Source organism: Paenibacillus sp. FSL R5-0475 (genome assembly GCF_038004585.1).
In the GTDB taxonomy this organism is placed as follows: domain Bacteria; phylum Bacillota; class Bacilli; order Paenibacillales; family Paenibacillaceae; genus Paenibacillus_AQ.
The window spans coordinates 6032166-6057947 of the sequence record NZ_JBBORK010000001.1; the positions used below are offsets into that span (position 1 = coordinate 6032166).

Annotated in this window: 19 protein-coding genes, 1 tRNA gene and 2 riboswitches; of the genes, 12 read left to right on the forward strand and 8 right to left on the reverse strand. The window is 45.0% G+C overall.

What is annotated here, in order from left to right; genetic code table 11:
* Positions 1-34: 34 nt before the first annotated feature.
* Both MKX41_RS27020 and serS read right to left on the reverse strand, forming a co-directional pair.
* A complete protein-coding gene (locus MKX41_RS27020) occupies positions 35-6274 on the reverse strand; it encodes a 5'-nucleotidase C-terminal domain-containing protein (protein ID WP_340973917.1) in 6240 nt (2079 codons plus the stop codon).
* A 431-nt stretch (positions 6275-6705) separates the two neighbouring features.
* Positions 6706-7992, reverse strand: a complete 1287-nt coding sequence (serS, locus tag MKX41_RS27025; RefSeq protein ID WP_340973919.1) for a serine--tRNA ligase — start codon at positions 7990-7992, stop codon at positions 6706-6708.
* Positions 7993-8489: 497 nt separating this feature from the next.
* Here serS and ssuE point away from each other — a divergent pair, with 497 nt between their 5' ends.
* Positions 8490-9038 carry an NADPH-dependent FMN reductase gene (gene ssuE, locus MKX41_RS27030; protein WP_042184465.1) on the forward strand — a complete coding sequence of 183 codons (549 nt, stop codon included), beginning with the start codon at positions 8490-8492 and terminating at the stop codon, positions 9036-9038.
* Between the two features lie 171 nt (positions 9039-9209).
* Here the strand turns inward: ssuE and MKX41_RS27035 are convergent, their stop codons facing one another.
* The 4 genes from MKX41_RS27035 to MKX41_RS27050 all read right to left on the reverse strand — a co-directional run bounded on the left by MKX41_RS27035 (position 9210) and on the right by MKX41_RS27050 (position 15369).
* Entirely contained in the window at positions 9210-10241 is a 1032-nt protein-coding gene (locus MKX41_RS27035; protein WP_036682584.1) for a ribonucleotide-diphosphate reductase subunit beta, read from the reverse strand.
* Positions 10242-10482: 241 nt separating this feature from the next.
* A complete protein-coding gene (locus MKX41_RS27040; RefSeq protein WP_042184468.1) occupies positions 10483-12816 on the reverse strand; it encodes a ribonucleoside-diphosphate reductase subunit alpha in 2334 nt (777 codons plus the stop codon).
* 55 nt (positions 12817-12871) lie between these two features.
* Positions 12872-13387, reverse strand: a complete 516-nt coding sequence (gene nrdG, locus MKX41_RS27045) for an anaerobic ribonucleoside-triphosphate reductase activating protein (protein WP_340973922.1) — start codon at positions 13385-13387, stop codon at positions 12872-12874.
* Positions 13384-15369 carry an anaerobic ribonucleoside triphosphate reductase gene (locus MKX41_RS27050; protein WP_076285947.1) on the reverse strand — a complete coding sequence of 662 codons (1986 nt, stop codon included), beginning with the start codon at positions 15367-15369 and terminating at the stop codon, positions 13384-13386. Before MKX41_RS27050 ends, nrdG begins: the two co-directional genes overlap by 4 nt.
* A gap of 217 nt (positions 15370-15586) precedes the next feature.
* A riboswitch (cobalamin riboswitch) is annotated at positions 15587-15821 on the reverse strand.
* Between the two features lie 374 nt (positions 15822-16195).
* Between MKX41_RS27050 and MKX41_RS27055 the strand changes: the two genes are divergently transcribed.
* The 7 genes from MKX41_RS27055 to MKX41_RS27085 all read left to right on the forward strand — a co-directional run bounded on the left by MKX41_RS27055 (position 16196) and on the right by MKX41_RS27085 (position 18888).
* A complete protein-coding gene (locus MKX41_RS27055; protein ID WP_076285946.1) occupies positions 16196-16504 on the forward strand; it encodes an MTH1187 family thiamine-binding protein in 309 nt (102 codons plus the stop codon).
* Between the two features lie 95 nt (positions 16505-16599).
* Positions 16600-16671: transfer RNA gene (locus MKX41_RS27060), tRNA-Thr, on the forward strand.
* Positions 16636-17079: an N-acetylmuramoyl-L-alanine amidase gene (locus tag MKX41_RS27065; protein WP_340975104.1), complete on the forward strand. Its 444-nt coding sequence runs from the start codon at positions 16636-16638 to the stop codon at positions 17077-17079. Before MKX41_RS27060 ends, MKX41_RS27065 begins: the two co-directional genes overlap by 36 nt.
* Before the next feature lie 93 nt (positions 17080-17172).
* Positions 17173-17403 carry a hypothetical protein gene (locus tag MKX41_RS27070; RefSeq protein WP_042184478.1) on the forward strand — a complete coding sequence of 77 codons (231 nt, stop codon included), beginning with the start codon at positions 17173-17175 and terminating at the stop codon, positions 17401-17403.
* A 178-nt stretch (positions 17404-17581) separates the two neighbouring features.
* Positions 17582-17737, forward strand: coding sequence for a hypothetical protein (locus MKX41_RS27075; protein ID WP_197071257.1), 156 nt, complete (start codon positions 17582-17584; stop codon positions 17735-17737).
* A gap of 30 nt (positions 17738-17767) precedes the next feature.
* Positions 17768-17869 (forward strand): sporulation protein YjcZ, encoded by a 102-nt coding sequence (locus MKX41_RS27080; RefSeq protein ID WP_197071258.1) that lies wholly within the window; start codon positions 17768-17770, stop codon positions 17867-17869.
* Between the two features lie 476 nt (positions 17870-18345).
* The gene (locus MKX41_RS27085) at positions 18346-18888 is read left to right on the forward strand and encodes an NAD(P)H-dependent oxidoreductase (protein ID WP_340973924.1); all 543 of its coding nucleotides are present in this window, start codon (positions 18346-18348) and stop codon (positions 18886-18888) included.
* 64 nt (positions 18889-18952) lie between these two features.
* Here MKX41_RS27085 and MKX41_RS27090 read toward each other — a convergent pair whose 3' ends face one another.
* Positions 18953-19327 (reverse strand): winged helix-turn-helix transcriptional regulator, encoded by a 375-nt coding sequence (locus MKX41_RS27090; RefSeq protein WP_042184482.1) that lies wholly within the window; start codon positions 19325-19327, stop codon positions 18953-18955.
* Positions 19328-19768: 441 nt separating this feature from the next.
* Positions 19769-20161 (reverse strand): hypothetical protein, encoded by a 393-nt coding sequence (locus tag MKX41_RS27095; RefSeq protein ID WP_042184484.1) that lies wholly within the window; start codon positions 20159-20161, stop codon positions 19769-19771.
* 491 nt (positions 20162-20652) lie between these two features.
* Positions 20653-20743: riboswitch (cyclic di-GMP riboswitch) on the forward strand.
* A 110-nt stretch (positions 20744-20853) separates the two neighbouring features.
* Here MKX41_RS27095 and MKX41_RS27100 point away from each other — a divergent pair.
* The 4 genes from MKX41_RS27100 (at position 20854) to MKX41_RS27115 (ending at position 25769) form a co-directional block, all read left to right on the forward strand.
* A complete protein-coding gene (locus MKX41_RS27100) occupies positions 20854-22998 on the forward strand; it encodes a choice-of-anchor A family protein (protein WP_340973925.1) in 2145 nt (714 codons plus the stop codon).
* A gap of 172 nt (positions 22999-23170) precedes the next feature.
* On the forward strand, positions 23171-24106 hold the full coding sequence (locus MKX41_RS27105) for an alpha/beta hydrolase (RefSeq protein ID WP_076300179.1): 936 nt from the start codon (positions 23171-23173) through the stop codon (positions 24104-24106).
* A gap of 732 nt (positions 24107-24838) precedes the next feature.
* Entirely contained in the window at positions 24839-25228 is a 390-nt protein-coding gene (locus MKX41_RS27110; protein ID WP_042184493.1) for a NusG domain II-containing protein, read from the forward strand.
* Positions 25212-25769 carry a Gx transporter family protein gene (locus MKX41_RS27115; protein WP_042123757.1) on the forward strand — a complete coding sequence of 186 codons (558 nt, stop codon included), beginning with the start codon at positions 25212-25214 and terminating at the stop codon, positions 25767-25769. The genes MKX41_RS27110 and MKX41_RS27115 overlap by 17 nt, the downstream gene beginning before the upstream one ends.
* Positions 25770-25782 lie beyond the last annotated feature (13 nt).

Genomic DNA, 25782 nt, shown 5'->3' on the forward strand with positions numbered 1-25782 from the left:
ACCGCCTTTTTGTCCTCAGAGCTGTGGGCCTTTATTAATTGATGAACTGAAGAGATTTCAAGGTCTTCTCCAGCATCGTAACGGCTTCAGCACGAGTTGCCAGCTTTTGTGGAGCAAAGGAACCGTCTTTCGCTCCTTGAATGATGCCCTCAGCAGCGATTTCTGCTACTGCTGCTTGGGACCAAGCAGGAATGCTTGCTGCGTCACTGAATTTAGCTAGTGCTGCAGGATCGGCATTTAAGGTTTTGCCCGTGTACTTGATGGCTTTAGCTAATACAGAGGCCATTTCTTGCCGAGTGATCGGGCTACCTGGCTTAAAGCTGCCATCGGTATAACCAGAAATCAATTCGGCTTCTGCAGCAGTGCGAATAGCATCAGCATACCATGCGTTTGGATTTACATCCTTAAAAGTTGTCTCGCCACCCGTTGTCACAAGTCCAAGAGAACGCGTAATTAATGCTGCGAACTCAGCCCGTGTGATCGACTGTGAAGGAGAGAATGTATCGCTATTGGTTCCACTAACGATCAGTTTGGAAGCTAACAGATCAATGGACGCTTTAGCCCAGTGTCCGCTAATATCTCCGAACGTTTTGGAAGATTTAACAACGGTGTAATAGCTGTTGCTGTTCCGTTTAATCGTAACATCTGTTGTTCCATTAGCCTTAGGGGCAAATATCGCAGGCACGAAGGAAATCTTGCCTGTAGCAGGATCGAAGACGACTGCCGTTGCGTTATTTGAATTTAAGGAAGTAGGTACATTGATCGTCCGATTAACATAAGTACTGCCGAAGTTGTTCAGCGGTACACGCTTAGATCCGGCTACTGCTGAAACACTAAATTCGATTACTGGAGCAGCTAAAGTAGCATTACCTAGCTGTGAAGCGATAGCTTGGTTTGTGCTGCTTAGCGTTTTCGAATCCGCTAATAGAATGGATACTGTAATTGTAAAGTCGCTGGTGCCTAATTGAGCGGCAAGCGATACACTGTTTACAACACTGAGCGGCAAGGAATACGAAGCGCCATCAGTAGTAAGGGTAAGAATGGTGTTAGGCTGTGCAGCAGCTTGTTTTACAAGCACACTGCCTGGGAGTTCTACTTGAGCGCCGCCAGTAGTCGCTTTAACCGGAATAACCAGTTCATGTTTACCAGTTGGCAGTTCAGCAAGTTGTTTGGTCAGATCAGCAGCATCAATTGTTGTTACTTGCGGTGCAGCCGTTGGTGCTGTTGTTGCAGTAGGTGTTGGTGCTACTGTTGCTGTTGCTGTTGATGTTGGAACTGTTGGTGATGTTGGCACCGGTGTTGGCACTGGTGTTGGGGTTATCTCCGGCAATGGTGCACCCTTCAGATCCACAATCCGGCCCTCAACAGCGGAAGTGTTCGCAGTGACATTTCCAATCTTCTGAAGATACTTCGTAAATACATCAAAGTCCGGCAGGTACAGTAGATTCACGCGACCTTCTTTATAGGCCTTTTCAAGTGAAGTATAGAAATCTCCACCTTTAGCTGTGAAAGCATTAGTAGCTACTTCATAAGATGCTTTTAGATCTAGAGGAACGTATTTGTCTCCGTTCTTCACTTCGATACGTAATACACGTTCGTTCACAGGCTTCGTAGAGTCATAGTAGAATTTCAACCCTGCAACGTGTGGGAAACGTCCGTCTGCTGCTGGAGTTTTGGAAACCCCATTCTCCATTGCATCCTTAATTTCTTGTCCGGTCAAAGTGATCGTAACCAGATCGTTGTTGAAAGGAAGTACTCCGAGTACTTCACCTTGTGTAATTGGTCCTTCATTGATAGATTCGCGAATACCGCCACCATTTTGCAGGGCGATTACCGCATTAGTGCCAGCTTTCTTGGCTGCAAAAAGCATACCATCGGCAATCAGATTACCAAGGTTAGTTTCCTTTGTACGAACATTATCACGAACGCCGTTTAGAACAACCTCTGAGTTTCCTACTACCTCATTGCTCAGTTCTAGAATACCTGGCTTATAGTCGGTATCCAGGATTTTTTTAGCTTCAGGATCCTCTGCGATAACATAGTTAGCGCCGTTCTTAGCGTCGATGGAGATTAATTGGTCTTTCCAATCTGTCAGTACGCCATCTTTGTTAAATTTAACTTCAAGCTGACCAAGGAAGAGTCCTTTTTCACCAGTTTGTACAATAAGCTTCGGTGCATTAGGATCGCTGTTATCTACAACCGCTTGATCTAATTGCGTATGGCTGTGACCACCGACAATAATATCAATGCCATTAACCGCTTTGGCTAACTTGAGATCCTCTTCGTAGCCAAGGTGTGAGAGAACAATAATCTTGTTAATCTTTTCTTTTTGCAGCATAGCGACAGTTTCTGTTGCCTTCACTACAGCATTCTCAAAAGTTACTTTACCTGGTGAAGCAATGTTGGCAGTATCTTCTGTCGTCAGACCAATGATACCAACCTGTTCTCCGTCAACTTCTTTGATTAGAGCAGGGTAGATGGTTGCCGCATTACCCGAACGACCGATTTCATTGGTAAACATTTTGCTTAGCGTATCATCTGCAGAGAAATTCACATTGGATGAGACAAAAGGGAACTTAGCGTTGCCGATAAATTTGGAAAGCGTATCAGAATCTTTATCAAATTCATGATTACCGAAAGTCATAGCGTCATATTTGACCAGATTCATAAAGGCCAGATCTGCTTGACCCAGATACTTGTTGAAGTAGAGTGTTCCGGAGAACACATCACCCGCATCGAGAAGAATAGGGTTTTCTGTAGTCGCCTTAGCAGTTTTGATTGCTGTTACACGGCGCAAGATGTTGTTTGGTGAGCTTACAGTATCTAATCCTGCATGCGTATCGTTGGTGTGTAGAACTGTTAATGGGAAGTCTTCAGCAGTACTAAAATCAATCTGTGCTACAACCGCATCATGATCGGATACCCGACCTTTCGATGGAGAGAAGTCGGCATTTAGATGGACGACATCTACTTTGGAAGAAGCCGTTAGATTTTTACTGACAAGAATATGATCCAGTACTTGAGAGTTTCCGTCATAGGTGTACGTATACTGCTCATTTAAAGGCAATGTGTCGATCAAATTGTCCAGCTCTGTACCTTTTAAAATAGTTGCAGTTTTAGTAAATTGGAAATCATTCAAATCGCCAAGAGCTACGACGTTGGCTTCAGGATTAGCAGTCAGAACCTCTTTGACAAATCCGTTTACGACCGCCGCAATTTTATGACGTTGTGTTTCACTGGACAATACCGGTGGCTGAACGTTCCCGAAAGGACCATTATCGCCGCCTTTTGAATTGAAATGGTTTGCGATCACGATCACTTTTTCGCCACCGAAAATAAATTGTGCAGCAAGTGGTTTACGTGAACTAGCAAATGCAGCATTCGTTGGATCAATTCGTCCCGGATTGTAAGTCAGCTTGTCTGTCGCTGCATCATATGCAACGGATTGCGTAGATGTACCTTTTTGACCGTTTACACTATCCGCAAGCTGTACTCTTGCTGGATTGTACAAGAAGCCTACGCGAATGTTTCCGCCTGGAGCTCCGCCATCCTGATTGTTGACTGGAGCGATGTCTGTGTATTTATATACAGGACCGCCTGCAGTTTCAATAGCCTTAATCAGTTCGTCAGCACTTGCTTCAGTGATTCCATTGTTGGTTTCACCATTGCTATCCTGCATTTCGACCACGCCGATAATGTCAGGCTTTTTCATATTATTCGTGATGGAGTCGGCAAGTTTCTGGATTTTTGTTGCTCCGACGCCTGGGTAGAAGTTCTCAATGTTGTATGAAGCGATTAATAGCTTGTCCTCATTAACCTCAAGAGTAGTTGTTTCTTGTTTAAAAGTACTTGGGGTAATGGTTGGCAGCTTACCGTTCTCCGGAATTACTTTGAAATTGCCATTGTTGTATCCGATGACCCCTGTAACATCTCCAGCGAACTTATCTCCGGTGATGACTTCTTGACCCGGATTTCCATAAGCAATGATAAGGCGCTGAGGATTGAATTGGTTATATTCTTTTAGAACTAGTCCACCAGCTGGTGTGATGACATCAGGAGTATCATTTTCTACTCTTGTAGGGATGTTATAAAGCATGGAATTTCCGCTACCACTTGTCCAGTAAGGACTAATAATCGTAGGGGTAGGGAGTTTTACAAGCATGCCTTCTAACGATTCATAAAAATCTATGGCATCTTCACTAGGTTCAAAATCAGCCATGCTGTCATTATCAATGATGGAAGAAGGAATAGCTCTTCCACCTTTGCCAAGTACGATAGGTTCAGGCACAGTATAACTAGAAGAGGAATCTACTGTTAGTGATGTCATATTAATTTGAGTGGAGGTTAGATTGCTCGCACTTCCTTCGTTATACTCGGAAACGACTCCATTAACGCGCACTAAATCTCCAACTTTAGGTTTAAGGGATGCATTTGTGCTGTAAACGAAAATACCTTCCGATGTGTTCACATTATTGTCCGGCTGAGGGTCCTGCATAAAGAAACCTCTATAAGCGCCAGTTGCGAATGTGTATCCGTATTGGGTAACGATACCTTCTACGTCAGTAACGTTCTGACCTACATACTCAGAGGCATGAGATTCTCCTTGAATATCATGTATACGAGGGAGATCAGAAGCTTTATAAGCAAAGGTATACACCTTACTTGTCTTGCCATCTGCTACGACAATTGCATTAATGGTAAGATCTTTACTAACTGTAATTGGATCTGAATAAAGCTTGCTTGCTGCTGTCGGTTCAGTTCCATCGGTCGTGTAATGAATTTGTGCTCCAAGGGTAGGGCTGGATAGGGTCACAGCACTTCCTTTAATGATGCGACCTGCACCAGGGCTCGCCATTACAGAAAAGGTTTCTTCCACCAAAGCGTTTTCGTTAAGTGGAATGAATTGATAAGTTGTATTATATTGCTCGATAACCCCAGTGATACTATCAAAGGTTGCACCCTTTACTAGTTTAGGCAGGGTTGAGAAAATTGTGAATTGTTGTCCGCCTTGACTTGCAGTCACTGTATTTCCATTTACATTATCTATAGTGACATTATTCATAGTTACCAGCTGAGCTTCATGGTTTTCTCCGTTCGCTGCAGACAAGTCGGTTGCTGTAATCAATTTAGGTGCGGGTACACCTACATCACTCGCAACGACAGAGTATTGAAGTCCGCTTTGGAGTTTGAGCTCTTGCAGGTTGCTGTAGATATCCATCTCGCCACTAACTGCAACACGATCTCCAACGTTTGCGAACTCTGGGAATCCATAAAGTACGATCCCACCGGTTCCATCCTGAATATACATTTTTGCTGCGTTAATGTGAGTTACGATACCTTCTGTTGAAATATTCTGACCTTTATTACCAAGGCGTGCTGTTGCGACGTCTGTTTTGGTCAGAATCGTGTAGTCAAAAGTTGTTATTGCGCTGTTTGGCATATTCGGTTCTGAAGCATACGCCTTAATCGTAGTGTCCTCAGTTAAGGTGATAGGCCCTGTGTAAGGTTGGAAATCAGTTGAACCACCTGATCCATAAACAGCTGAATAGACGGATGCTCCAACTGTCGGAGAGTTCAGAGAAATTTCAGTGCCTACCGGCCAGGCATTAGCGGCTGGTGAAGCTACTACGGAGCTAGCTGTCTCTGGTGCTTTACCATAACTACTATTGCGTGGACTTGCTGCTTGAACAACAAAATCCGCAACGTTGTTATCCGTATCTAGACCACGGCTATCAGCTGGTGCACCAGCTGCTGCTTTACGAATAGCGGCTGTCGCGTTGGTGAGAGCAGGGGTTGGAGTTCCCTCAACACCTGTAGCTGTACCATAGCCAACTAAATCTATCGTATTATTCGATGGGTCAACCAAGTCGACTTTACCGTTTGTCCCACTCATAGCTAGGATACCTGCGGCATCAGGAGTAGGTAGTGCAGTAGTTCCTCCTGTTCCTGCAGCCTCTTGGACGAGGTAGTATCCATTTGCAGGAATAGTTCCTGTTAATTCTGTTCCGCTGCTAAAGGTTCCAGTTGCGGAAGTATACCGAACTTTCCATCCAGTCAAAACTACTGGTTTGTTGGTAGGATTGTATAATTCAATAAAATCATTCTTAAACTCTGCTCCGCTGTTTCCACCACCGCCATAGACTTGTGAGATAACAACATTGCTATTATCCGGTGCTGCCTCGGCAGTCTGAATAGCTGGTAGCACACTGCCGACAAGCATTAACATTGCCAGTCCACTAGCCCACCATTTCCTTACTCTTGAAGAAATAATCATTTGGATAAGTATTCTCCCCTCAAATCTTTTATTAGAAACCTACTAAATCTTATCATTCAAATGTAAAATGAAAGGTTGGTTTGCATTAATATAAATTAAAGGTTCTATAAATTAAAATAAAAAAATAAAAAGTTATTGTTTTCGCATAAGAATAGGGGCTGAAAATAGTGCATAAATACAATAATCCTTAAAATCTAGTGTTTATTGGATGATGAATAGTCCCATATATAAATTAATTTTTATAGTTGAATTATCAAAGGATTACAACAAATGTATTCTATACTTCTGTTAAATTTTACATTTGAATAACAATAGAGTAGGAGTTATTGGGCTCGGCTATTCGGGAGGTCTTAGAACAAAAAAATGCCCATTCAGCTTCTTGTTGAGAAGTGAGTAGGCATTATATTTTAAATTTACCTGGATAAAACAGACTACTGTTGTGGAAGTTCTAGCCGCTCTAATCCGTCCATGTATTTGCGCAGCGCCTGAGGGATGTAGATAGAACCATCCTCTTGCTGGTGATTCTCCAGCAGCGGGATCAGAATTCTTGGCGTAGCCACTGCGGTGTTATTTAAGGTGTGGCAGTATTGTAAGCGACCGTCCGCATCCCGATAACGGATGCCCGAACGACGAGCTTGGAAATCGAGTAGATTAGAAGCCGAATGGGTCTCACCGTATGCGCCTCTGCTAGGCATCCATGTCTCGATGTCATACTGCTTATGCGTCTTCAGGGACATATCCCCTGTGCAGACAGCCATGACTCGATAGGGGAGCTCTAAGAGCTGAAGAATGTGCTCGGCATTCGCGAGGATCTCGTGAAGCATATGGTCCGAGACCCCCTCGTCATTTCGGCATAAGACGACTTGCTCGATCTTCGAGAACTGATGTACGCGGTACAGCCCGCGCACATCTCGCCCCGCTGATCCAACTTCACGGCGGAAGCAAGTCGACATTCCGGCTAATCGCATGGGTGTGTCGAGCTCTACAATCTCGTCGCTGTAGAGTGAAACTAGCGACACTTCAGATGTGCCTACCAGCCAGCGATTATCTCCGCTGAGCTCGTACGTCTGATCCATCCCACCCGGGAAGAATCCGGTTCGCTCCAACGCTTCAGGGCGGACAATCACAGGAACATCCATCACGGTGAATCCGCGTGCAGTGAGCACATCTAGGGCAAGTCTTTGTACAGCGAGATGTAACATCAGGCCGGCTCCTTTGAGCACATAGCTGCGAGGACCGCCTGCTTTGACGCCACGGGGAATATCAATAATATCGTGGAGTTCACCTAGCTCCACATGATCACGATGCGCAAAGCCGAATTCCGGCACCGTTCCGTTCAACCGCAGTTCTACATTATCGTTATCATCGTTGCCGATGGGTGTATCCTGCGACACCGGATTCGGTGCGAGCAGCATGAGCTCTCTACAGCGGCGTTCAGCCTCGTTCAGATCAGCTTCCAGCAGGTTCAGCCGATGATTGAGTTCTCGTACCTGTGCCTTGACGATCTCTCCAGCAGGGCGGTCACCCTGCCGTAATAATCGTTCAACCTCTTTAGTTAGCCCATTACGTTCGGCTCTCATTTGTTCTGTTTCTTGTCGCAGGCTTCGGCGCTTTTCATCCCATTCCAGCAATTCATCCAGTGGGAAGTCAATTCTTTTCCATGTGGCAGTGTTTCTTACAAGTTCCTGATTATCCTTGATCCAGTTCATTTCCAGCATATCGCTCGCTCCTTTTTGTTTAAAAGATAAGAAAGTGTAAGTTTCACACTTCACTTTATCCTTCTAGTTCTCGCACAAACACTTACCGTCCTTATAAGGACGCCGAAGGTATTTATGCTTGAAAAAACGCAAAAAACGCCCTCATCCATGGGACGAGGAGCGTCAGCTCGCGGTGCCACCCAGGTTGATCGAATCTCCTTAACAGCAGGAAAGAATTCGACCCTCTTTGGTCTTCGCGGTAACGGGCGAAACCCGGTGAACTTAGGGAGTCATTATAGGCTCCGGTCGCAGACGCCTCACGGTTGGATGCCGGTCATTGGCCTGATTCTTGGATTTAATATTGTTGCTTAGTATATCGCAAGAGTGGGATGAGCGCAAGCGTTTATGGTTTGACAATAATATCTAATCTGCGATAGGATTAATATTAATTTAAAGTATTCCTGTCGGGATAAATACTTGCAGTGTGAGCTGCTTAATGGGATGAAAGAGGTGGAGAAGTGGCTAAAATTGTTGTGATTAACGGAACGCCTTCCTTGGTATCGCGCATCAATGCAGTTATAGAGTATGCGGAGGCAAGCTTAACGGATCAGGGTTTTGAGGTTGAGCGTATTAACGTTGCAGAGCTGCCAGCGGAAGATTTGATTCATACCAAGTTTGAGAGTGATTCTATCGTCAAAGCGAACGGCCTTGTAGCCGAAGCCGATGCGGTAATCGTGGTTAGCCCGGTTTATAAAGCCTCTTATACAGGCGTGTTGAAGACCTTCTTGGATCTAGTTCCACAAAAGGGATTGGCCGGCAAAATCGTACTCCCGCTCTTCATGGGTGGCAGTCTTGCACATCTACTTACGATTGATTATGCTTTGAAACCTGTTTTGTCTGTACTCGGTGCACGTTACATTCTTGGTGGAGTGTATGCCGTGGATTCTCAGGTGGTTCGTAATGATCACGGAGTGGTAGAGCTTGCTGAGGAGTTGAAGCTGCGTCTGAATGATGCGTTAGCTGAGCTTGCAGAAGAAACTACACATCGTGTGGAACGCAAGGCTTAAGACTAAGTAGCAAGCATTCTGTTTCAGATGGATTCATACCAACTATATAAGCGTCTCATTCATACCTGATTCAAGGGGTGAAGAGACGCTTTTTGCTATAGTAAAAAGGCCATCTCACTGTGAAAGTAGAGAATGGCCTTTTTTTTATAAAGGGTTCGTTATAATCCTGTCTTACAAATCGTCGAATCCGTTATCGTCGCCAACCTTACCGTAGTTACGGGACTTAGCTTCGAAGAAGTCGGTTTTGGTGGCATTAAGCGCATCATCGGAGAAAGGTTTGATCCAAGGCATGCAGTTAACATCAACGCCTTGGTAGGCTTTTTCCATACCCATCAAAGTTAAGCGCTTGTTCGCTGTATATTTGATGTAGTCACTAAGCTCGTTAAGATCAATACCGCGGACATTAGTAAGGGTGTAGTAAGCCCAGTTGGTTTCAAGCTCTACCGCACGGTCGATCGTACGATACACGTAATCCATATTCTCTTTAGTGTTCAACTCAGGGAAATCTACAAGCAGCTGCTTAAATACTTCTGCGAAGAAATAGCAGTGCTGATTCTCGTCACGTTGGATATAAGAGATCATTTGGCTGGTCGCCATCATCTTTTGGTCACGGGCCAGATTGTAGAAGAAGGCAAAGGTGCTGTAGAAGAAAATTCCTTCCAAGATGAGATCCGCTACCAGCGCATGGAAAAAGGTTTGTCTCGTAGGGTTATCACGGAACTCTTGATAAATATCAGAGATAAACTGATTGCGTTCCAGCAGGACAGGGTCTTTTTTCCAATATTCAAAAATTTCTTTCTGCTCACTTTCCGACACGATAGAGGAAAGAACATAGGAATAGGATTGGTTATGCACCACTTCTTGTTGTCCTATAATGGCAGAGATAGCTTCTAGAGAAGAGTCAGTAAAATAACGCTTCACGTCGCTTACGAACATCGTCTGCATCGAGTCTAACACGGCGAGCAGGGAGATGTTGATCTTAAATACGCGTTGCTCCTCAGCATCGAGCATAGGGAATTGTTGCGCATCTTTGGACATTGGGATTTCATCCGCGATCCAGTGATTCAGCAGCAGCACCTTGTACAGCTTGTACATATGCGGCATGCGGATATCGTTCCAGTTCAGAATACCGGAGCATTCACCGTCGATGATGCGTGTGGATTGGTTGGGTGCTTCAGTGTTAAAAATCTTTTGTAGTTGCATTTATTTTCCCTCCATTTTTTTGCGCGGGTAATTCGTCTTGTCTGATCTTTAATTAAATGAGGTTGATGAAGTAACGGAGAGAAAGTTTGGAGCTGTAGGAGCGATAGCGTTCGCCTTTATCCTCGGATTTCTACCGCGAAGACGGTATAGATCAAGAAATCTGAGGATAACAGCGACCGGAAGCCCAAACATTGCTCGCAGTTACGATTAAATCACCGAATTTTTTAAAGCAGTAAGACTCTTAGCTAGCGCAAGAATCACACTCTTCTATTGTCAAAGCACGGCTACGCACATAATAAGTTGATTTCAATCCGCCCTTCCAGGCGTTCAGATGCAGCTCAAGGAACTCGGTAGCCTTGATGTCAGGACGAACATACAGGTTGAAGCTTTGACCTTGATCGACGTGACGCTGACGAGCAGAAGCCATGCGGATCGACCAGTTTTGGTCAATTGTAAACGCAGTTTTATAGTACCAAATCGTCTTGTCGGACAGATCTGGTGCTGGGTTAGCGATCTTGTAAGTTGTTTTCTCTTCATAGGAAAGCAGTTCATACAAAGGATCAATGCTGGCTGTGGAGCCGGCAATAATCGATGTGGAGCCGTTCGGTGCAATCGCGAACATCCATGCGTTACGAACACCGTCTTTAGCCACTTCTTCTTGCAGCTCGCGCCATTGTTCAGTGGTAACATATTTACCTTCTTGTTCACCGCTAACGTAGCCACGTGAAGTAAAGTATGCACCTGTCTCCCAATCGGAACCGGCGAACTTCGGATAACGGCCTTTTTCACGGGCAAGCTCCATACTCGAACGTACCAACAGGTAGTTGATGTGTTCATACAAATGGTTGTTATATTCTACGGCTTCATCAGATTCCCAACGAATGCCCTTGAGTGCCAATAGGTGATGCAAGCCGAATGTGCCGAGACCCACTGCGCGGTATTGGCTGTTCGTGTATTGTGCTTGCAGAACTTCAATATTATTAATGTCGATTACGTTGTCCAGCATACGTACTTGGATAGGTACAAGTCTTTCCAGCACACCAGCTGGAATCGCACGTGCCAAGTGAATCGAATTCAGGTTGCAGACTACGAAATCGCCAGGGATTTTGGAGATAACAATCCGGGTCTTGCCATCTTTGGTTACTAATTCTTCCTGTTCAATAACGGTAGCGGATTGATTCTGCATAATTTCTGTGCACAGGTTGGAAGAGAAGACCATACCTTGGTGACGGTTCGGGTTCGTCCGGTTAACCGTATCACGGTAGAACATATATGGAGTACCTGTTTCAAGCTGTGATTTCATAATCCGTTTCATGATGTCGATCGCAGGAACGGTAATACGGGACAATTCCAAATTGGCTGTAGCTTCAGCATATTTTTCACGGAAAGTGCCTTTACCAAGCTCTTCATCGTAGAAGTCTTCCAGACCAAGCGGACGACCGTTCTCATCCGTCCAGCCCATAACCTTCTTCACTTCATGTGGGCAGAAGAGGTTCCAGTGGCTGCGTGATTCAACGGCTTCCATGAACAAGTCCGGCAGGGTTACACCGTGGAATACGTCATGTGCACGCATACGCTCGTCACCATTATTTAGTTTAAGATCGAGGAAAGCGAGAATATCTTTATGGAATACATCAAGGTAGACAGCGACAGCACCTTTACGTGTTCCGAGCTGGTCTACACTGACTGCTGTATTGTTCAATTGGCGAATCCAAGGAATTACGCCGGAGCTAGTGTTCTTATGGCCACGGATATCCGAACCCCGTGCCCGTACTTTACCAAGGTAGACGCCGATACCGCCGCCCATTTTGCTAAGGCGCGCTACATCTGTATTAGAATCAAAGATACCCTCAAGGGAATCGTCCACCGTATCGATGAAGCAGCTGGATAGCTGTCCAGCGACCTTTTTGCCGGCATTGGACATTGTAGGGGTAGCAGCTGTCATGTAGATGTTGCTCATAGCCCAGTAAGCTTCTTTTACAAGCTCAAGACGTTTCTCAGCTGGTTCACGGTGCATCAGGTACATAGCAATAATCATATAACGTTCTTGTGGAAGCTCCATTACACGGCCGTCAAAATCATGCGCCAAATAACGGTCGGATAGCGTAAGCAGACCGATATAGTCAAACAAAAGATCGCGTGTATAATCGATACACCCACCTAGTTCGATAATTTGTTCTTTGGTGTAATGACTTAGAAGCTCTTCACGATAGATTCCTTTTTTTACGAGATCCGTAATTAGCGGGTACAGCTCACCGTAGGGCTCTTCTGGATAAGCTTTATAGCGGCGATGAACGGCTGCTTTTTTATAAAGGGTAGTCAGAAGGGCACGGGCAGCTGCAAACTTCCAAGTAGGCTCTTCTTTCGTTACAAGCTCCAGAGCACTCATGGTGAAGGCATTGCTAATTTCTTCTCCGCTTACGGAGTCACGACGCAGTTTGGAAATTACTCCCCGCAGCAATGTTTCTTTATTTAGTTGATCAAGACCTTCTAAGATACGGTCGGCGTATACGGAAAGGCGCTTCTCATCAAAAGCCAGTTGGCGATTATCTGGTTTTACTACGAATTGTGGCATGGTTATTTCATCCCTTCTTATTTTGGATTAATTTTGAATATCAAAAATTGATATATTATAGCGCAGTAGGCTGCCACAGAAAGACCTCCGAGCCGTTCGTACTGGCCGGAATGTCGATTATGCGTTGGTTAGAGCTTCCTCGGTAAGGAAGTGTAGTATCTTTCAATTCTTCTATAAAACGTCCATCTATTAATACCTGACACTGTGTAAGTAGATTCCACTCCGGCGAACCGGGAAGGGCGGTTAGTTCCTCATACGTATAACCACTGTAAATCCAGATGGGGAAGCCAGGGAGCACGGCGCGAAGCTCATGAACGAACCCAAGTACCTCTTCTGCCGAGAAAAAAGGATCGCCGCCTGCCAGTGTTAGACCATCCAGCAAAGGGTTAGCGGCGATTTCTGCAATGATTTCATATTGACGTTCTAAGGTGAAGACTTCTCCATATTTAAAGTTCCATGTCTCGGGATTAAAGCATCCCGGGCAACGATGACGGCAGCCGCTGATGAAGAGGACGGCCCGCATGCCCTCTCCCTCGTTAATCGACTCCGGATAGTATCCGCAAATATTCATAGATGCTTAACGCGATCCCGTACTTCGGCTTGTTTGGCGGCATTGAAGCGGGTCTGATAGTCGCCAGTTAAATAACCTGTAACTCTGCGCAAACGACGGATGTGCACGTCATTCTCATGTGCGTTGCAGGAAGGACAGTTTGTCCCAATTACGCCTTCGTATCCGCAGCTGGAGCAGCGGTCAATCGGATGGTTAATGCTGAAGTAGCTGACCTGTTGTTCTAGTGCATATTTAATGATTTTGATAAAAGCAGATGGATTGCTGCGGGCATTGCCATTTAATTCGACATAAGAAATAGCCCCGGCATTGCAGTATTCATGGAAAGGAGCTTCCAAGCTGATCTTCTGAGCAGCACCTAGATCGTAGTATACAGGGATGTGGAAAGAGTTCGTATAATACTCACGGTCAGTTACGCCCGGAATAGAACCCAGTACCTTGCGATCAATCTTGGTGAATTTGCCGGACAGGCCCTCCGCTGGTGTTGCGAACAAGGTAATGTTGAGATTAAGTTCCTCACTTTTAAGGTCGCAATACTCCCGCATGTGACGCACGATAGCCACAGCCTTGGCATGGACTTCCATATCCTCGCCATGGTGTTTGCCGTACATGGCTTTCATGCATTCCGCCATACCGATGAAGCCAAGCGACAGACTACCATGCTTCAGCAGTTCGCCTACAGAGTCTTCAGGAGCGAGATTTTCGCCGCCTTCCCAGACGCCTTCTCGCATCATGAAATCGGATGCTTTAGCTTTTTGCGCGCTTTGGATGTGGAACCGATGAAGAAGTCCTTCCAGCGCAATATCCATATAGTGGTTTAGATCCTCATAGAAGCCAGCTTCATCTGCGACGGTACGTCGGCCTGTTACTGTGCCGTGTGCCAGACCGAGCCGAACCAGATTCAGTGTATTAAAGGAAAGGTTGCCCTTCCCGGAGCAATGATTACGCCCAAAACGGTCACCGAGCACTCGGGTGCGGCAGCCCATTGTAGCAAATTCCGTATCAGGATCACTTGGATCATAATACTGCAAGTTGAGCGGAGCGTCCAGATTAGCGAAGTTCGGATATAGTCTGCGTGCAGAACATTCCGCCGCTTTTAGGAACAATTCATAGTTAGGATCACCTTGCTGTTGATTGACTCCTTGCTTGCATTTGAAGATTTGAATCGGGAACACAGGTGTTTCTCCGCTGCCAAGTCCGTTCATCGTTGCTGTTAGCAGAGAGCTGATCACAAGCTGACCTTCTGGTGAAGTACAAGTACCATAATTGATGCTGGTAAACGGAATTTGCCCACCGGATCGGCTGGACATGGTGTTGAGATTATGTACCATACTTTCAGCCGCTTGCAGGGTTTCGATTTCGGTTTCCTTTAGTGCAAAACGAAACGCTTTTGGATATAACTCCGCCAGATCGGTCCGACTCATTGTAATCTCGCCCAAAGAATCATTAGCTTGTCCCTCATCAAAATAATCCAGACCCTTGCGGAACAGCTTAGCGAAGGATTTGGTTACATAAGGTGCTAGATCATAGTCGAGCTTATTGGCGGATACGCCGCCATATTGAGCATTTTGCTGGGATTGAAAAATAATTGCTACCAGTGACATAGCTGTCATTATGGAGTTCGGAGGACGAACACTGCCGTTGCCGGTGTTGAAGCCTTCGCGGAGAAGCTTATCAAACGGGATAAAAATGCAGTTAGTCGTTCCGATTGCGTATTGATCCAGATCATGCACATAGACGACATTGTCATCAATGGCTTGCACTAGCTGCGGTGGCATCGTAAAGTTGCGGGCGTACCATTTTGAATATTCACTGCCGAACTTGCTCATTTTACCGGAGAAACTCTCTCCGTTCAAATTGGCATTCTCGCGCAGCAAGTCCAAATCCCGGCTGTCGATAATATCGCGTCCTAAATCAATGAGCTCTTCTAAAAGAACTTCTCGTGCATTTGTTGTACCGTTAAATTGTCTCTCCAACAACGTCATTGTATAGCTCTCCTCTCAGTCTATCGTCCTATCATTAAGAAGTGGGGCCGCATAAGCGGCCGTATATTCATTCTGATCTCATAAAAAAAGCATCCTCTAGCGAGGATGGCAGAAAATGCCCGATGCGTTATGTAAATATCCACACAGATATTTGTAGTGGCCTCTAAGAAGATGACCGCATGCGGACACCGTTCCTGTTCCTCGCAGGCACTCATAGTTGGTGTCGTCGAAACAGGCAGGTCTCCTGGCTTCCGTAGGACCTCTCAGCGCCTTCCCAAAGGGGCTCTTACCCCTCAGTGGCTTCTGCCAGGAGATCTGCCCATCTTAAGCTTCTAAAAGCTTGTAAGGGGCATCCGGTTACAGTGGCGGGACCGCAGCGGATTTTCACCGTACTTCCCTATTAAGCTCTAATTCCGATAAAGGATCAAAGCGCCTGTCTCCACTATATTTTGTTGTCGTTAGATAAAAATAACCCAAGATGTTGTGTTTGTAAACAGTTTTTTAGAAAACCCGCGCGGGGAGCGGGTTCTTCAAAAGTACTCCACAAATGATCCACAGGCTGTCCATAAGTAATCCACAATTGATCCACAGGCATATAAAAAATGATTCATAAATTGTCCGAAAAGATGCCACAAAGAGTCCATAAATGTAGTGCAGATGACCCTAGAATTCATGTTAGAAAAAATACTTGTGGCGAAAGTCATATTTCGGAGAATTTTGGGGAAAGAAGAAGGGGCATAATAAAGATGAGATCATTTGTGGCAGAGCGGTGGAGTTGTTACAATAGAAGGAGACACATACTTTAAAATTCCGAGGAGGTATTCTCATGCCTATTGCTGAAGTAACCGTTATTCCGATTGGAACAGGTAGTACGAGCCTTAGCAGCTATGTTGCGGATATGCAGCGAGTGCTGAAGACGGTAGAAGGGATTACTTATGAGCTTACATCCATGGGTACAATCATCGAAGGGCCTCTTCAGCGTATTTTTGCTGCAGTCGAAGCGCTGCACGAGTCTCCTTTTGCCGCAGGTGCAGAGCGTGTCTCTACCTCACTTAAAATAGACGACCGCCGCGATAAACCCTCCACTAGCCGTGGAAAGCTGGAGTCTGTGGAGCGTAAACTACAGGTGGAATAGCAGTTTGGGAGAGTAGGGAAATAGGGAGAAATAGGCTTGCGTTTCTGGCTGAAAGTTGTATAATATTTTTTGTTTGACAGAAAAATCAGCCTTAAGCTGGTGTAGCTCAGGGGTAGAGCAACGCACTCGTAATGCGTAGGCCGGGGGTTCAATTCCCTTCACCAGCATCCAAAAAAACCTTTTGTGGCGCGGATTCTTGGAATTTCAAGAGCCGCGCTTTTTTGATTCTTCTACCATTCTTTTACCGAAAGAGTGTCTTTTCCGCTTGTAATGGAGTCCCCAACGACCGGGGCCAAAAGGCAAAAAACCTGCACGTGGTGCGTGAGAGCAACATACCTGCAGTACTCACGGAGAATTTATTTTTGGATGTGGTAACCGACGCTGCCAAACTCAAAAAAGATGTGGTTATCCAAGCAATCATTGATAGCCATGTGATCGGGATTGCAAAGTACCTAGGGCTGAAAAAGAAGGAAACAGCGAATCAGGGCAACAATGACAATAAAGTGGTAGTACTCGTAAACGGCAAGAAAGAGCAAGTAAGACAGTTAACCTTACAAAGTGAACTGGAAAGTTAATTTGTCGAGCCGGAAGTTTTGGGCGCTGCTGGCCGTTACCGGCGTAACCTCTCATCATAAAATAAAGTAATACGAGCGAGGGGGAGTTTCCTGATGGATGCTTATTGCAGCTGCTTGCGCTACATGAATAGAAGAGTGCGGATTCTGACTAAAGATGGTAGACAGCACGTAGGCGTAATTACAAATGTGGACAGAAATAATGTTTACTTAAGAACGGAACATAACGGATCTGTGCACACTTCAGCTTTTTTTGGTAATCCTTTTGCTACAAATGACATCTTAACCTTGAGTTTGTTCACTCTGCTGGCTATAGCCCTTATTTAAAAAATCATAAAACCGGGAAAAACCGCCCACTGGCTTCGGCTGGTGGGTATTTTTTTGTTTTTTACGAAATGTCGGATCCCGCAACAGGCCTACTATTTTCGTTTCTTTTTTACCCAAGCACCGATACAAATCCCGCATATCTTAGTTTTGTATCCAATTAAAAAGGAGGAATTGACAAATGGGCGAAGTACGTGGAGAACGTTGTTGCGGCGTTGGTGAACGTGAACGTGAACGTGAACCTGAACGTTTTGTTGGTGGAGCCTTTACATCCACAGGGGCAATCTTAGTGCTCTTTATCCTGCTGGTCATCATTACAAAAGCTTGTATATTTTAAATTGTATTCAATTACAAAGGAGGAGTTAAAATGGGCGAATTCGCAGGAGGATATGGTGGCTTTACTTCTACCGCCGCAATTCTGGTTCTGTTTATCTTGTTGGTAATCATCTCTAAGACTTTGTTTATTTAAGTTTCAAACCTCCCAATATAGCTGCACCTTATTAAATCCGCCAGTACTCATGCTGGTGGATTTTTTTCATACATAATCAAAGACGCACCCTGTCAACCTTAAGTGGTAGTCGAGTATCCCAAATGGATTATGTTGAAATTATGCGGAAGTACCGTACCCTGCCAGTAATGGTGGGGCATTTCTTTGCGTTCAGGCAAATTTTTTTATCAGTGATATAGAGTTCAAACACATAACGTTACATCCGTCTAACCTTTACTCAAGTAAAATGGCGGAATGACCCAGTCTCTCTTGTGTGATATTTGGGTGTACACCGAAGACGAGATTCGCCCCGAAGACTATACATCAATCATACGTGCAGGCAGGTTGCAGTGCTTACCTTTAGGTAAGTACGTGAACTAAAAGTGCATACTTACGCGATGTCATGGTGGGAGGTATACTCAAGTCCTAAATCTGATTCAAACATGGAGGATACACCAATGAAAACACTTATTGTCGTCACGCACCCAAACATCGAAACATCCGTCGTTAATAAACGCTGGATCGAAGAACTCCGTAAATATCCAGACAAATATACGTTGCACGAGCTGTACAAAGCCTATCCCGATGAAAAAATCAACGTGGAAAAGGAACAACAGCTGATTGAAGCGCATGATAAGCTCGTCTTACAATTCCCTGTCTACTGGTTTAGTAGTCCACCTCTGCTTAAAAAGTGGCTGGACGAAGTATTTACTTACGGATGGGCATATGGCTCGAAGAGTGATAAATTAAGAAATCGAAAAATCGCATTAGCTGTAACTGCCGGAGGAAGTGCAAAAGACTTTAGTGAAGAAGGTAAACTCGGCTACGGGCTTGACCGTATTTTATCTCCCTTTGACACGACTTTTTTGTATTGCAACGCTGATTATCGTTCCTTCTATGCCATTTATGGCACGGAATCTGAGACGGTAGGAAGTACGGATTACTTAAATAAATTGGATATCAGTTCGCAAGGCTATGTTGAATTTATCGAAAATATGTAATTAGATTTGAAGCAAAAAGCAGCATTTTCATTAATGGAAATGCTGCTTTTGTCATAAGTTGTCGTTAAATCGTAAAAGGTATGGTTATCTCTTGCGCGGCTGGAACGAAGTTTTTCTCTCCCCAAGTGCACATCATATCCAGCACCGGAATAAGCGATTGGCCCTTCTCGGTCAAGGAATACTCAACTTTAGGGGGAATCTGGGGGAATTCCTCGCGCCTGACGAGACAGTCGGCTTCCAGTTCTTTCAACATAACGCTTAATGTCTTAAAAGGTATTGTACCGATACCCCGTTGCAGTTCATTGAACCGCACGATCTTGTTTTCAGAGAGATAGTAGAGAATAGTCATTTTATATTTACCACTAATAATAGACAAGGTGTAGCCAAAGCTAGTGTCCTTCTGTTGAATGCCAGGCGGTATACAGATTTCATCACTCATGGGCTATTACCCTCCTTCAGAAAATATTCAACGAAAAGGCAAACGCCTGTTGTCGCTCCGTACTCAGGTCCCGACTTTATTATGTTTTACAACCTGCTATCAAGTCATCCTGTGAGAACGAATTCACTATATCATTTTGAAACAATTTGTTCAAAGCACTCGTGGCTAACTATCAATCGGTCGATTTTCTCTGTCGGCGAAGCGGGCCTCTTTGGTTGGAAATCAAAAGTGCCAAGCGGATAGCCTAAGCGACGAATTGAAGTTTTTAATGTAATTTTCATGTGAGCATCATCTTATTTTCAGGTTCAAGGTATATATTGAAGACACCAAACACCCCCCAGTGTTTTGTGGTATAAATCTCTCAGGTCTTGCCAACTCCCATGGTAAGGCCTATTTTTTTGTTCGCTAATTAAATGAGGGAGGGGGAGCTTCTTCGCTACTTCACTTAATCTGATACTGCTCTTCATAGCTCTTAAAAGATGAAATATCCAGACCGAGATATCTGCGCATATGAATGGCAGCTTGGGCAGCGACGATGTCGTTTAACAACAGCATTCGTTCATGGTATCCACGACATATAAATTTGGCTTCTATCCCCGTGTTAAGTCTGTTCTGCTCATAAACCTTGATTCCCCGTTTTCTCATCTCTGAACGAACATCTCTTAGATCTGTTGTAGCAACTGCTGCGGCTGTTTCAAGAACCTCCAGATAGGGGGTAGGTGTTCGTAAATGTGCAGATAGAATGGCGGAGTCCCGTTCGAAAGCTGATAAAATCATCGGAAGCAATAAATAAGATTTGACCAGCATGTTGTCCCTGCTTTCAGCTCTATTCATGAATCTCATCACCTCTAATGGGAACGTATATTCGTATTCTACCCCGATATTCCAAAAATAATCAATGGTATTTCTAAACAGCTAGTCCAATGTGATTGAATTCACAACTAAATTAGAAAGAATAAAATATATTAAAATTGTAATAATAAAAAATAATGCTTCAGACTTATATAAAGGGAGAATTAGGATGAAAGAGGAAGGAAGTCTCCACCGTGGAATGGTATTTGGTTTGATTCTAAGTATTCCATTATGGATATCGATATTAGGCTATATAAAGTTACTTTAAAATTGAAGGAAAACCTTTGTGTGAAGCGCCTTTAGGCGCTTTTTTTGTGCTTGCTTACGTGTATGAATATCAAAAGGAATTGATTGACAATTGTGGGGATGGAGCGCTAAACTATTATTAGTTCAAAAGTATTAAAAGTCATAGACGATTATTTAATAGGATGCTTAAAATGCTAGTTCTAATCCGCAAGTCAATACATATATTATCATGATAATAGCAAACCGCCTGAAAGGGTGGGACGCAAAGTCCAGGAGTCTAAAGTGTCTTAAATGCGCTATGACCGTCCGACTGCCATGAGAAGGGAATTCCACTTCTTTTTTGGCGGTCTTTTTTGTTGTTAGGTCCTTTAGAGTTTCTGGTAATTATTCTGATTAAATATAAATCATAGATTTAGGAGGTGTGCTTTTTGAAAAGAAGAATGAAACCGCTGCTAGCACTAATATTAGCGGGGATTTTGACAGTAGGTAGTGGTCTTTCTGGAGGTCATTTGGTAAATGCGGCTGGGGAGGTACTTCCCTATACTCCTACACCTGTGTTAGGTATTGCAGGGAATTTTAATACTTTTATTTTTGGGGATTTCAAACAATCTAATGATCAGGTTCATGGGCGCCTTGCGGCCAAAGGTAATATTACTTTGCAGAATTACGGCGTATCCAAGGATAATCCAGGTGGAGATGTTCTTATCGCTGGTAATGACATCAGTTTTACTAATGGGACTGTTCATGGAGCATCCGTTTATGGTGGTGTTTTTTCCAGCAACGGTGTAGATCTTAAAGAACCAGCGAGAAAAGGGACTCCTATTGATTTTGATGCTGAAGAGCAATTTCTTATTGGACGTTCTAATGAATTCTCTTCGCTTGCTACAATAGGAACTTTCAAAAAGGAATATGGGAAAATAACGATTGATGCTCCGGAACCATTTAACGTTCTTAATCTTAGTGCTGCCGATTTCGCTGGTGCTAATGGCTTACAGTTTAATATTGCAAATAGCGCCACAGTTATCATTAACGTTAGCGGAAGTTCAGTTAACATTCCAAGCTTTCAAATCTGGGGAGGTAGCCCTAACAAGGTATTATTTAATTTTTATGAAGCTAGCACTGTTGACATTGGAAGTTTAACAATAGAAGGAACTATCCTAGCTCCGCTTGCAAAAGTAACTTATAATTCCGGTGAACTGCATGGGACGCTGATTGCAAAGGGATTTGCTGGTGGGGTGCAGATGCATTGGTATCCATATGGAGGGGAAGAACCACCTCCGACACCAACGCCGACCGTGGCACCAACACCGACACCAACCGTGACGCCAACACCAACGCCAACCGTGACACCAACACCGACGCCGACCGTGACGCCAACACCAACGCCGACCGTGACGCCTACGCCGTGCGTGACACCGACACCGAAGCCAACACCAACGCCGAAGCCAACACACACACCGAAGCCAACACCAACGCCGAAGCCAACACACACACCAAAGCCAACACCGACACCGAAGCCGACACACACACCAAAGCCAACACACACACCAAAGCCAACACACACACCAACACCAACGCCGACCGTGACGCCAACACCAACGCCGACCGTGACGCCAACACCAACGCCGACCGTGACGCCAACACAAACGCCGACCGTGACGCCAACACCAACGCCGACCGTGACGCCAACACCAACGCCGACCGTGACGCCGACACCAACGCCGACCGTGACGCCAACACCAACGCCGACCGTGACGCCAACACCAACGCCGATCGTGACGCCAACACCAACGCCGACCGTGACGCCAACACCAACGCCGACCGTGACGCCAACACCAACGCCGACCGTGACGCCAACACCAACGCCGATCGTGACACCAACACCAACGCCGACCGTGACGCCAACACCAACGCCGACCGTGACGCCAACACCAACGCCGATCGTGACACCAACACCAACGCCGACCGTGACGCCAACACCAACGCCGACCGTGACGCCAACACCGACGCCGACCGTGACGCCAACACCAACGCCGACCGTGACACCAACACCAACGCCGACCGTGACACCAACACCAACGCCGATCGTGACACCAACGCCGACACCGTCGCCGGAAGCAACGCCAACACCGACACCGTCGTCGGAAGTGACGCCAACACCGACACCGTCGTCGGAAGTGACGCCAACACCGACATCGTCGTCGGAGCCTCCGGTGTTCCCGACACCAACACCATCATTTGTAATTGGCACTATCATTGTTAATGATGATCCTGTGCCGCTGGGCCCTGTAGCTTCGTCGACTCCAGCACTAGTACCAACACCAACACCGTCGAGCAACACAGAGGTACTTGTTGATGAGGAGGAGATTCCATTAGGACCAGTATTGACAGTAACACCAACGCCGTCACCAGAGGATATTGCTGTAGTGGATGATACAATCCCGCTAGGTAATCCACCTGTGGATGAACTTCCAAAAACGGGAGAATCAAGTTCAGTCCCTTATTATGTAACTGGTCTAGGTTTTGCACTTATTGGATTGCTAATGAGAAATAGATTCTCGAGCAAGAAATAATAAACGGTGATTGTAGCTTGAATACAAGTTATGCCGTGAAGAATAGTAAAGCCGCTTTCGGGACATATTCCGAGGGCGGTTTTCTTTTGTTATGATTGTTATATTTTGGCGCATTCTAAGTAGATGTTATACTGATTTACAACGGATATGAGGAAAGGACGGGGAAGATGAATTGGTATGGTTCTTCATTAGCGCTGTCATCGTCATAGGAGCTCTGATCTATGCGGGCTTTTTCTTTTATGGAATTGCTATTAAACGAGCACCGAAGGAATTCCTGAGTAATAATCGTGATTTGAAGGTTGATCCCCCGGTTGCCGGGGCTTCTTGGGGTGAGGGGAAGGATTGGATCTCCAGTCAGAGCTTTGAGAATGTGGAGATTACATCTGAGGACGGGCTACAACTAAGAGGGTACTTGCTCCTTTCGGATCGTGCTGAAGGTCGTACGGCGATTCTAGCTCATGGTTATTCTGGAAAAGGGAAGGATATGGGGGCGTACGCCAAAATCTATTACGAGAGACTGGGCTTTAATATCCTGATTCCCGATGCCAGGGGACATGGGGAAAGCGCTGGGAATTATATTGGTTTTGGATGGCATGAGCGCAAGGATTATTTGCAGTGGATTGAATATATAATAGAAAAGACTGGGCCCAGTGCTCAAGTTGTGCTTCATGGGGTCTCTATGGGTGGTGCTACAGTGCTAATGACCTCAGGTGAAAATCTCCCGCCGCAGGTCAAAGCTATTGTCTCGGACTGTGCTTACAGCTCAGTTAAAGCACAATTAGCCTACCAACTACGGCGTATGTATCGCTTGCCAAGTTTCCCTTTTATTCAAAGTGCGAGTCTTATTACTCGTTTGAAAGCAGGGTATGGGTTTAGTGAAGCGTCTGCCTTGAAACAGGTGCGGAAGGCGAAGGTGCCGATTCTATTTATTCATGGGGATGCCGATAATTTTGTACCATATAGTATGATGAATGAATTGTATGAGGCATGTCAGAGTCCCAAAGAGAAGTTCGTAGTGCCGCAAGCAGGGCATGGGTTAGCTTACGATATGGATAAGACGGGGTATATAAACGTAGTAACAGCTTTTGTGAATCAGTATGTAAATTAGATGCCCTGAACGTAGACAGCGCCCGATATCCGCTAGGTAGCGGTTATCGGGCGCCTATATTTTTCCACACATGGCATGTGTCCTTATGTAAGGTTCGTACAGCCATGCTTTTTCGTTATATTCATCCCCCGCCGTTCGTGAGTAACGGGTGTCTTAATTCCTTGTTATTTCCAGCAGCCGTGTGGCGAGAATAATCCTTCCAATACGACAAAAGCCCTACCTCTCTCTTTTGCCCTTGCGGCTCCATTGACCGCGCCAGTGTGAATCGGAATGCTATATTTCGAATTTAGTCTCATAAAAAGGAAAGTTTCTGCAAGAAAACATGAAGCCTCTGTGTCCAAATTGCCGAAGTGTAAAATAGTCGGCCTGACATCTTCTTGATGGGGATATTCAATATATCGAAAAACAAATACGATATAAATATAACACAGTATTGTTTAAAAGGCAAATATAATAATGAATTCCAAGATAAGGGTTGTTTGATTTAGAAGGGGAACAAGCAGAGCAAGAGAAAGCGTTTGATTTGAATATATCGTATGCTGGATTATTTGTGGATTAATTCGGAAAAGCTAGAAAGCCAGAGTAAATGGGGCTGTGGGGGTTATTTTGCGTGCCTATTTTGTGAACTGGTCTCTAAAACTTACATTAAACCCCAACATTGATTGAAGGATTGAGGGTAGACCGTTATAATTAATAAGTCTGGATTTTAATTAAAAAATAAGGGAGATTTTTATGAAACGCGCAGATGTGTGGTTGATTTCCATCGTGTTAATTGCTGCGCTCGCTTTTCTCGCACCGAGATGGTTTTCGGACAATGATGATAAAGGTGGGGCCGGTAAAAATCTCGTAGCCAATGTAACGGTGGACGGCGAGTTATTTAAAACGGTAAAGCTTACAAAAGAAGAACAAACCATTGAGGTCCGTACCGAACGTGGCTATAACCTCTTGAAGGTGCATGATTACGGGATTGAAATGTACGATGCCGACTGCCCGGATCAAGTATGCCTAGGTTTTGGTTTTATTACCCTGCCCAAACAGACGATTGTCTGTCTACCGCATAGAGTATTAGTGGAAATCACAAGTGCGTCGGGGGAGGATGATATAGATGCCTATGTCCAGTAGTGAATCTGCAACAGCTTTAAAAAGAACGGTAATTATTGCGATTTTCGCCGCAGTGGCAGTAGTGCTTAGTCTAATAGAAGCGCAGATTCCGTTGTCAGGAATGGGACTGGTGCCGGGTGCTAAACTAGGATTAGCTAACATTATGATTTTGACTTGTATTTACTTTTTACGTGGACGGGACGCATTCCTGCTTGTCATCCTCAAAACGTTGCTTACTGCATTTTTGCTAGGTACTTTTTCAAGCTTACTATTCAGTTTATTCGGTTCGCTGTTTAGCTTTGTTGTAATGTTCGTGTTAATGCTGATTAGTGGCAAAGGCAAGAGTATAAGCTTGATCGGCATTAGTATAGCTGGTGGGATTGCACATAATATCGGTCAGCTGCTGGCAGCTTCTATGGTATTCTCATCCCTTAGTATTTTTTATTATCTTCCCATGCTGCTAATCACTGGAGTAGTAACAGGAATTGCCGTGGGTTATGCAGTCCGTTATTTGGTGGCTTCATTGTCAAAAATATCGTTGTTTGAAGAGTTTTTGGACTGATTAGTCACATCAG